Here is an 8755-nt window from a genome sequence, read left to right on the forward strand (position 1 = left end):
CGGTCGCGGTGGCGTCCGGGCTCGCGATGCTCGGCTGGACCATGATCCCGCCCACCCGCGCCGGCACCGGGCTGGTGGCCGCCCTGGCCGTCGCGGCGATCGCGGCCGTCGCCGCGCTCTCCCGTCGTGGCGACTGGGGTCAGCCGCACGTGCTGGCGCTGGCCGGGGGCGCACTGGGCGCCGCGGGCGCGTCCGCGTTCCTCACCACGCCGATCGGCGACGTCGACACCGCGGAGAAGTACGGCCACAACGTCACGCTGCTCCTGATCGTGCTCGTGCTCAGTGCCCTCGCCGCCCACCGGGTCGGGCGGGGTGGACCTGAGCGCCGCCACGTGCCAGCGTGAGGCCTTTCGATCCGCTTCCAGGAGGTCGTCGATGGCGCACCTGCTCGTGCCGAGCCGCTTCCGCGGCCCGGCGTCCTCGGGCAACGGCGGCTGGACCGCGGGTGCCCTGGCGACGCTGACCGGACTCGAACCGCCCGCCGGCGTCACGGTGTCGCTGCGCCGGCCCCCCGCGCTGGACGTCCCCATGCCCGTCACCAGCGTCGACGGCACCCTCGTCGCCTCGCTGGACGGCGAGCCGGTCGCGCTGGCCGGCCCCGCCGACAGCGAGCCGCCGCTCGCCGACCCGGTCTCCCCGGACGAGGCGCGCGCCGCGGAGGCGGCGTACGCCGGTCTGGTCTTCCACCCGTTCCCCACCTGCTTCGGCTGCGGGGTCGGCCGCGCCGAGGGCGACGGGCTGCGGATCTTCCCCGGCCGGGTCGCCGACCAGGACGGCGCCGCCCGCGTCGCGGCGACGTGGACACCGCACCCCTCGGTCGGCGAGGACGGTCACGCCACCGGCCCGGTCACCTGGGCCGCCCTGGACTGCGTGGGCGGATGGGCCGGGGACCTCGAGGAGCGCCTGATGGTGCTGGCCCGGATGACGGCCTGGGTCGACGCCGCGCCGCGGATCGGCGAGGAGCACGTCGTGATCGGCCTGGCCCGCGGCACCGAGGGTCGCAAGACCTTCACCGCCTCGACCCTGTACGACGCCGACGGGCGGGTGGTCGCCCGCGCCCAGCACATCTGGGTCGCGGTGAGCACCACCGACTTGTGACCCGGCCGAACGACTCGGTCCACTAAGATGCCCGACATGGATTTGAACGATCAAATGCGGGGCTCGGGCCAGGAGTGGTGGCGGCACGCCGTGACGTACCAGATCTACGTGCGCAGCTTCGCGGACGGCGACGGCGACGGCGTCGGCGACCTGCCCGGGATCACCGCGCGCCTCGAGCACGTGCGCGACCTCGGCGTGGACGCGATCTGGCTCAACCCCTTCTACACCTCCCCGCAGCACGACCACGGCTACGACGTCGCCGACTACTGCGACATCGACCCGCTGTTCGGCACGCTCGCCGACGCGGACGCGATGATCGAGCGCGCGCACGACCTGGGCCTGAAGGTGATCGTCGACCTCGTGCCCAACCACACCTCCAACGAGCACGAGTGGTTCCAGGCGGCGCTCGCCGCCGGGCCCGGCAGCCCCGAGCGCGACCGCTACGTCTTCCGCGACAGCCCCGACGGGCCGCCCAACAACTGGCGGTCGGTGTTCGGCGGCCCCGCCTGGACGCAGGTCCCGGACGGGCAGTGGTACCTCCACCTCTTCGACACCTCCCAGCCCGACCTCAACTGGCGCAACCCCGAGGTCGGCGACATGTTCGTCGACGTGCTGCGCTTCTGGCTGGACCGTGGCGTCGACGGCTTCCGGGTCGACGTCGCGCACGGGCTGTTCAAGGAGGAGAGCCTGCGCGACCAGGTCCGCCCCGCGGGCGAGGTGCCGGTCAGCGGCGCCTCCGCGGGCGAGTCGATGGTCGAGCGCACCGAGGTCGACGAGCCGATGTGGGACCAGCCCGAGGTGCACGAGGTCTACCGCCGCTGGCACGAGGTGCTCGAGAAGTACGACGGCGACCGGATGATGGTCGCCGAGGCCTGGACCCAGAGCCCCGAGTCGATGGCGCGCTACATCCGGCCCGACGAGTTCAGCCAGGCGTTCAACTTCGCCTGGCTGCTGGCGCCCTGGTCGGCGCGGGCGTTCACCCGGGTGATCACCGGCACGTTCGAGGCCGTCGACCACGTCGGCGCCTCGCCGACCTGGGTGCTCTCCAACCACGACGTCGACCGGCACCCGAGCCGCTACGGCGGCGGTCCGCGCGGGCTGGCTCGCGCCCGGGCGGCCACGCTGACGATGCTCGGCCTGCCCGGCTCGGCCTACCTCTACCAGGGTGAGGAGCTGGGCCTCGAGCAGGTCGAGGTCGAGCCCGAGTTCCGTCAGGACCCGTCCTGGTTCCGCACCGGCAAGCCCGGTCGCGACGGGTGCCGGGTGCCGATGCCGTGGAGCGGCACCGAGCCGCCGTTCGGGTTCGGGCCGGGCGCCGGCCAGCCGTGGCTCCCCCAGCCGGCCGCGTGGTCGCGGCTCACCGTCGAGGCACAGGCGGGCGACCCCGGGTCGACGCTCGCGTTCTACCGGGCGGCGCTGGCTGCCCGGCGTACGTTCTCCGAGACGGCAGGCGAGCGCGTCGAGCTCGTCGACGCGGGGCCCGACGTCGTGTGCTTCCGCCGCGGACCGGTCACCGTCGCGCTCAACTGCGGCACCCAGCCCGCCGCGCTGCCCGAGGGCACGGTGCTGATGGCCAGCGGCCCGGTCGGCGACACGCTACCGCCCGACACCGCGGTCTGGGTCGGCTGATCCTCCGACGCGCTCAGTGGAGCGCCCGCTCGGGCGGGTGCTCCTCCAACGCGTGGTTGTAGCGGCGCAGCAGCTCGACGAACGTGTCGAGGTCGGCCTCGGACCAGTCGCCGAGCCGGGCGTCGAGCCACCGGCGCCGCTCGTCCGCGACCGCGGCCATCCGGTCGGCCGCGGCCGCGGACGCCGAGATCAGCGTCGCGCGCCCGTCGTCGGGGTCGGGACTGCGGTCGACCAGGTCGAGCTCGACGAGGTGCTGCAGCTGGCGGCTGATCGCGCCCTTGTCGATGCCGAACGCCTCGGCCATCGCCGAGGAGCGCTGCGCACCGTGGGTGATCAGCCAGGACAGCATGAGGTACGACGAGCTCGGCAGCTCGGGATGGACAGCCTGCGCGCGCAGTCGGATGACCCGCCGGATCCGGCGGACCATCACCCCGACCTCCTGCTCCAGGCCGCGGAGCCGGTCGGTGCGAGGAGAGGCCTCGGTCATCGTGCCGCCCGCTCCTTCCTCACGATCGCGTCGTGGAGCTCCGCGGCGACCTCGGGCGAGGTCTCGGCCACGGCGTCGAGGTTGGAGGTGCGCAGCGGCACCTCGCGGATCAGCACCACGCACGCAAGGGCCACGAGCGCGAACGGCGTGCCGACCGAGAAGATGTGGCCGAACGAGGCGCCGAAGGCGTGCTCCCAGATGCCCTGCTCCCAGCCGGGCAGCGCGGCGACATCGGGCACCGAGTGGCTGCCGGCCGAGAACGACGGCTGCCGCTGCGCGGCGACGTACCCCTCGGTGACCTGTTGGGCGACCTGGTGGCTGAGCAGCGCTCCGAGCGCGGAGACGCCGATCGAGCCGCCCATCGAGCGGAAGAAGGCGACCACCGAGCTGGCGGCGCCCATGTCGGCGAGCGAGACGTTGTTCTGCACCGAGAGCACGAGGTTCTGCATCGTGGCGCCGAGGCCGACCCCGAGGATCGCCATGAACGCGCCGACCACGACCAGGCTGGTGGACTCGTCGATCGTGCCGAGGAGCGCGAGCCCGATCACGACCAGCACCATGCCGCCGACCAGCCACCGCTTCCAGCGACCGGTGTCGCTGATGATCTTCCCGCTGACGATGCTGGAGAGGAACAGGCCGCCGACCATCGCGATCGACATCAGGCCGGCCTCGGTGGGGCTCATCCCGCGGGCGGTCTGGAAGTACTGGCTGAGATAGACGGTGGAGCCGAACATCGCGACGCCGATCATCACCGAGGCGATGGTCGCCAGCGAGATCGTCCGGTCGCGGAACAGGCGCAGCGGGATGACCGGCTCGGTCGCGACCTTGGCCTCGACGTACACCGACGCCGCGATCAGCAGCACGCCGCTGGCGACGAGCACGGCGGTCGTCATGGATCCCCAGGCGAACTGGTTGCCGCCCAGGCTCACCCAGATCAGCAGGGTCGAGACGCCGCCGACGATGAGGGTGGCGCCGAGGTAGTCGATGTGGACCGGACGCTTGACCACCGGGAGGTGCAGGGTCTTCTGCAGCAGGAAGAACGCGGCGACGGCGAACGGCAGCCCCACGAAGAAGCAACCGCGCCAGCCGAACGTGGAGTCCACGATCACGCCGCCGATCAGCGGGCCACTCACGGTCGCGATCGCGAACACCGCTCCGAGGTAGCCCGAGTAACGACCCCGCTCGCGCGGGGAGATCATCGTGGCGATCACGACCTGCACGAGAGCGGTCAGGCCGCCGACTCCGAGACCCTGCACGACCCGGGCCCCGATGAGGACCTCCATGCTCGGCGCGAACGCCGCGACCAACGAGCCGACGATGTAGATCACGAGCGCCAGCTGCACGAGCAGCTTCTTGCTGAACAGGTCGGAGAGCTTGCCCCAGATCGGCGTGGTCACGGTCATCGCGAGCATCGTCGAGACCACGACCCACGTGTAGCCGGTCTGGCTGCCCTCGAGGTCGCTGACGATGCGCGGCAGGGCGTTGCTCACGACGGTGCTCGACAGCATCGCGACGAACATCGCGAGCAGCAGGCCGCTGAGGGCCTCGAGGATCTCGCGGTGCGACATCTGCCCGGACTCCTCGACGGAGGACGGGGCGGGTGGGACCTGGGACACGGAGGCTCGATTCACGGGAGCTAGAAGGTTGTCTCAGGCAACTATATTCCCGAAATGGTCGACCAATTCCGCGTTGTGCTCGCCGGGTGGTCCGGGAGCGGTCAGGAGGGGTCGGGCTCGGAGCCGCCGTCGAGGGCGCGGGCCAGGCTGGCGATGACGTCCTCGCTCGGCGAGGCGGCCTGGCGGTTGGTCTCCTCGAGCTGGGCCAGCAGCTCGGCGCGGTGGACCTTCACCGAGCGGGGTGCGTCGATGCCGACGCGGACGACGTCGCCGCGGACCTCGAGGATCGTCACGACGACGTCCTCGCCGAGCACGACGCTCTCCCCGGCACGGCGACTCAGAACCAGCATGCGGTCACGGTACCCGCCGCGGGCTCCCGACGTGCCCCGCCCCGGCCGGTCAGAGACGATCGATCGCGCGAGGCGGCGGTCAGGAGGCGGTCGGGAGGAGCGGCGCGGCGAGCGGCAGGTCCAGGTCGTCGAGCACGATCTGGCCCCCGCGGCGGCTGGCGGTGTTCACCAGGACCGGGGCGGCGAGGTTCGCGGTCGTCGAGGCCAGCGAGCCGCCGGCGTTGAGCACGACCAGGAGGAGCACGTCCTCGGCCGAGCGGATCTCGAGCTCCTCGAGGACCGCGTCGTCCACGGCGGGCGCGTAGTCGGGGAAGAACCGCCCCGGGGGCACGACCAGGAAGCTGAGCTCGGGCTCCTCCACCGACGTCAGCCGGCACAGGTCCCCGGCATCGTCGAGGCGGACCAGCGCGAAGCGCCGCAGGTCCTGGAAGCCGGGCATCGGGCGCACCAGCTCGATCACGGGCAGGTCGGTCTCGTCGGCAGACATCTCGGCCATCATGACACCCGCGGTCATCGGAGGAAGTCCAACAGGCTGGGCTGGATCACCCGCGAGGTCGCCGACAGTGCCGCCTGGTAGGCGACCTCCTGCAGCTGCAGGTCGACGCTCGCCTTGACCAGGTCGGTGTTCTCGACCTCGGAGAGCGAGGAGGTGAGCCGCAGCTCGGCGTCGCTCGCGGCGTCGCGGGCCTGCTCGACCCGCTTGGTGCGGGCCCCGATGTCGGCCTGCGCGTAGGTGACGCGCTCGCGGTCGGTGTCCAGAGCCGCGATCGCGGTGTTGATCCCGGTGCCGTCGTTGGCCCGCAACGCGGTGGAGAGCGCGGCGAGGTGGTCGAACACGGAGTCGCCGTCGGCCCCGAAGACCGCCGGGCCCTCGATGTCCACCCGCACCGTGGCACGGTCGGAGACCGCGCGCAGCACGCCGGCGGACGCCACCGGTGCCGGCTGGTAGGTCACGACGCCGGTCACGGGGTCGGCGGCGTACGCGATGTCGCCCTGGGTCACCCCGCCGAAGACCGGACGGTTCAGGTACGCCGAGTTCGCGGTCGACACCAGGCCGGAGCGGATCTGGTCGATCTCGGTCGCGAGCGCCTCGCGGGCCTGGGGGCCCAGGCTGCCGGAGTTGGCGCCCTGGAGGGCGACCTCGTAGGCACGCCGCACCTGGTCGGTCACGCTCGAGAGCGTCGAGTCGGCCTGGTTGAGCCAGCCCAGCCCGTCGTTGGCGTTGCGGACGTACTGCTTCTGGTTCGCGACCGACGCGCGGATGCGCATCGCCGACGTGGCGCCGGTGGGGTCGTCGGAGGGGCGGTTGATCACCCGGCCGGTGCTGAGCTGCTCCTGGACCTTCGCCAGGCGGTTGAGCCCCGACTGCAGGCCGGTCTGGGCCTGCCGGGTCATCATGCCCTGGGTCATCCGCACGGTGCCCATCAGCGCACCAGCCCGGTCCGGTTGATCAGCGTGTCGAGCACCGAGTCCAGGGTCGTCATCACCCGGGCGGCCGCCTCGTAGGCGCGTTGGGCCGTGATCATGTTCACCGTCTCCTCATCGAGGCTGACGCCGGCCATCTGCTCCCGAGCGGAGTCGACCTGGTCGGTGAGTGCCTGTTGGTTCTTGGCCAGCTGCCGCGCAGAGGCCACCGAGCTGCCGAAACCGTTCACGAGCCGCTGGTACTGGTCGTCGACGTCGACCGCCGTGGCCAGGGCCGTGGCGTTGTTGCCGTCCCGGCCGCCGCCGGCGATGGCGGAGACCGCGAGCTTGGAGCCGTCCGTGATCGCGACCTTCAAGGTGCCGAGCACGTCGGCCGGGTCGTAGTCGAACAGCTTGCCGCCGGGCGCACCGCTCGCGTCGAAGCCGAGGGCGTGCTGGGCGTTGACGTGGTCGGCGAGATCGCGGGCCACCGACGTGAGGCCGGCGATGTACGACGGCAGGGCGTTGTCGAGCACGTCGACGGTCGCCCCCAGGTCGCCTCCGAACGTCCCGGTCAGCGCCGTCGTGGCGCCGGTCGTGTCGGGGTCGAGCGCGAAGGTGACGGGGCCGCCCGTGGCCGACCCGTCGGCGGCCACGCCACCGGTCACGGTGAGCCGGGCCGCGTTGTAGCCGGACACGAGGGGCTGCCCGTTGAGCTCGACGTACATGCTGCCGTCGCCCTGGACGCTCGCCTTCGCGCCGGTGAGCTCGGCGAGCCGGAGCGCGAGCGCGTCGCGCTCGTCCATCAGCGTGGTGGTGTCGGACCCGCCGCCGAGAGCGGCGGCGATCGTGCGGTTGGTCGAGGCCAGCTCCGAGGCCACCGAGTTGATCTCGACCACGGAGGTGAGCAGGTGCGACCGCTGGTCGGAGGCCTCGTCGCTGAGGTGGGCCGACTGCAGGTTGATCGCGTCGACCACGGTCGCCGCGGCCGAGAGCGCCTGGCTGCGCGCGGCGTCGCTGCCCGGGGCGTTGCCGAGGTCGGCGAGCGTGGAGCGGAAGTCCGCGAGGGCCGCGGCGACACCGGACGAGCCGGGCTCGGCGAGGCCGGTCTCGACCCGGGACAGCGCGGCCGCCATCGAGTCGAGGTAGGACTGGCGACCGTGCTCGCGGCGCACCCGGCTGTCGAGCAGCAGGTCCGTCATCCGGTCGACGCGGGTGGCCTGCACGCCGCTGCTGGTCTCGGTCGAGCGCGACCAGACCGCGGGGGCGCTGGCGGCGCCCAGGGTCTGGCCGACCACCCGGCGGCGCACGTAGCCGTCGGTGCTGACGTTGGCGACGTTGGTGCTCGCGACGTCGAGCGCCACCTGCTGGTAGCGCATCGCGGTGAGGGCGCTGTTGATCGAGGCGAAGGTCCCGGCCACGTCACAGGCTCCGGTCGACGAACGTCGGCGCACCGGCCCCGACCGTGACGGATCCGGCGGCCGTGTAGGTCTTGGCGCCGCCGTCCAGGTCGAGCAGGGTCTCGTGCGCGGCGCGCAGGCCGGCCGAGATCAGCCCGCGGTTGACGCTCGCGGCGCGGACGATCTCGTCGCTGAGCGTCGAGAACGCCTCGCGGTGCTCGGCCAGGATCGATGCCCACGGCTCGTCCGCGGCGGCGACCAGGGCCCGCAGGCTCGGGTTCGGCTCCAGGCCCACGCCGGCCGCGGCCTCGTCGGCGGCCACGGCGCGCAGCAGCTCGATCTCGCGGACCTGCTGTGCGGCCTCCTCGACGTCGCGAGCCGCGGCCGGCAGCCAGCGGGTACGCCCGCTGGACATCACCAGCGCCTCCGTCTCGAGCCGGAACAGCAGGCCCTCCAGGAGCTCACGCTCCCGCCAGAGGACCCACGTCAGCTTCTCCACGATGCCGCTCCTTCGTCAGGTCGGTTGTCCGTCCGACCATTCCCATCGGACACGGCGGCCGCATGCTGAGGGATTCTCGCCACTTGCTGCCCCGTTGCGGGCCGGAGGACTCCGGCCCGCAACGGCGAGCGCCAGGCGTGTCACCGGACGCGCGATGACCAAATCCGGGTATATTTCGGGACCTTTGTCACCGGGAAACTATCTGGGCGGGATCGCACACTCTGTCATGTGAGCGCACACAGGGGGACGCCGGATGCCGAGGCGTTGATCGT

Annotated in this window: 10 protein-coding genes; 3 read left to right on the forward strand and 7 right to left on the reverse strand. The window is 72.4% G+C overall.

Going from position 1 to position 8755, the window contains the following annotated elements:
• From VGD85_RS16180 to VGD85_RS16190, 3 genes are all read left to right on the forward strand, one after another.
• A partial coding sequence (locus VGD85_RS16180; RefSeq protein ID WP_331064464.1) for a hypothetical protein occupies positions 1–344 on the forward strand: 344 nt, incomplete at its 5' end.
• Positions 345–375: 31 nt separating this feature from the next.
• On the forward strand, positions 376–1098 hold the full coding sequence (locus VGD85_RS16185; RefSeq protein WP_331064465.1) for a hypothetical protein: 723 nt from the start codon (positions 376–378) through the stop codon (positions 1096–1098).
• A gap of 54 nt (positions 1099–1152) precedes the next feature.
• Positions 1153–2727: a glycoside hydrolase family 13 protein gene (locus VGD85_RS16190; RefSeq protein ID WP_331064466.1), complete on the forward strand. Its 1575-nt coding sequence runs from the start codon at positions 1153–1155 to the stop codon at positions 2725–2727.
• A 13-nt stretch (positions 2728–2740) separates the two neighbouring features.
• Here the strand turns inward: VGD85_RS16190 and VGD85_RS16195 are convergent, their stop codons facing one another.
• From VGD85_RS16195 to VGD85_RS16225, 7 genes are all read right to left on the reverse strand, one after another.
• Positions 2741–3214 (reverse strand): helix-turn-helix domain-containing protein, encoded by a 474-nt coding sequence (locus tag VGD85_RS16195; RefSeq protein ID WP_331064467.1) that lies wholly within the window; start codon positions 3212–3214, stop codon positions 2741–2743.
• Positions 3211–4830, reverse strand: a complete 1620-nt coding sequence (locus VGD85_RS16200) for an MDR family MFS transporter (protein ID WP_331064468.1) — start codon at positions 4828–4830, stop codon at positions 3211–3213. The genes VGD85_RS16195 and VGD85_RS16200 overlap by 4 nt, the downstream gene beginning before the upstream one ends.
• Positions 4831–4931: 101 nt before the next feature.
• The gene (gene csrA / locus VGD85_RS16205; protein ID WP_331064469.1) at positions 4932–5180 is read right to left on the reverse strand and encodes a carbon storage regulator CsrA; all 249 of its coding nucleotides are present in this window, start codon (positions 5178–5180) and stop codon (positions 4932–4934) included.
• A 79-nt stretch (positions 5181–5259) separates the two neighbouring features.
• Entirely contained in the window at positions 5260–5667 is a 408-nt protein-coding gene (gene fliW / locus VGD85_RS16210) for a flagellar assembly protein FliW (protein ID WP_331064470.1), read from the reverse strand.
• Between the two features lie 23 nt (positions 5668–5690).
• Entirely contained in the window at positions 5691–6605 is a 915-nt protein-coding gene (gene flgL / locus VGD85_RS16215; protein WP_331064471.1) for a flagellar hook-associated protein FlgL, read from the reverse strand.
• Positions 6605–8005: a flagellar hook-associated protein FlgK gene (gene flgK / locus VGD85_RS16220; RefSeq protein ID WP_331064472.1), complete on the reverse strand. Its 1401-nt coding sequence runs from the start codon at positions 8003–8005 to the stop codon at positions 6605–6607. Before flgK ends, flgL begins: the two co-directional genes overlap by 1 nt.
• Before the next feature lies 1 nt (position 8006).
• The gene (locus VGD85_RS16225; RefSeq protein ID WP_331064473.1) at positions 8007–8483 is read right to left on the reverse strand and encodes a flagellar protein FlgN; all 477 of its coding nucleotides are present in this window, start codon (positions 8481–8483) and stop codon (positions 8007–8009) included.
• Positions 8484–8755 lie beyond the last annotated feature (272 nt).

Origin of the sequence: Nocardioides sp. (assembly GCF_036401255.1) — a bacterium.
Lineage (GTDB): Bacteria > Actinomycetota > Actinomycetes > Propionibacteriales > Nocardioidaceae > Nocardioides.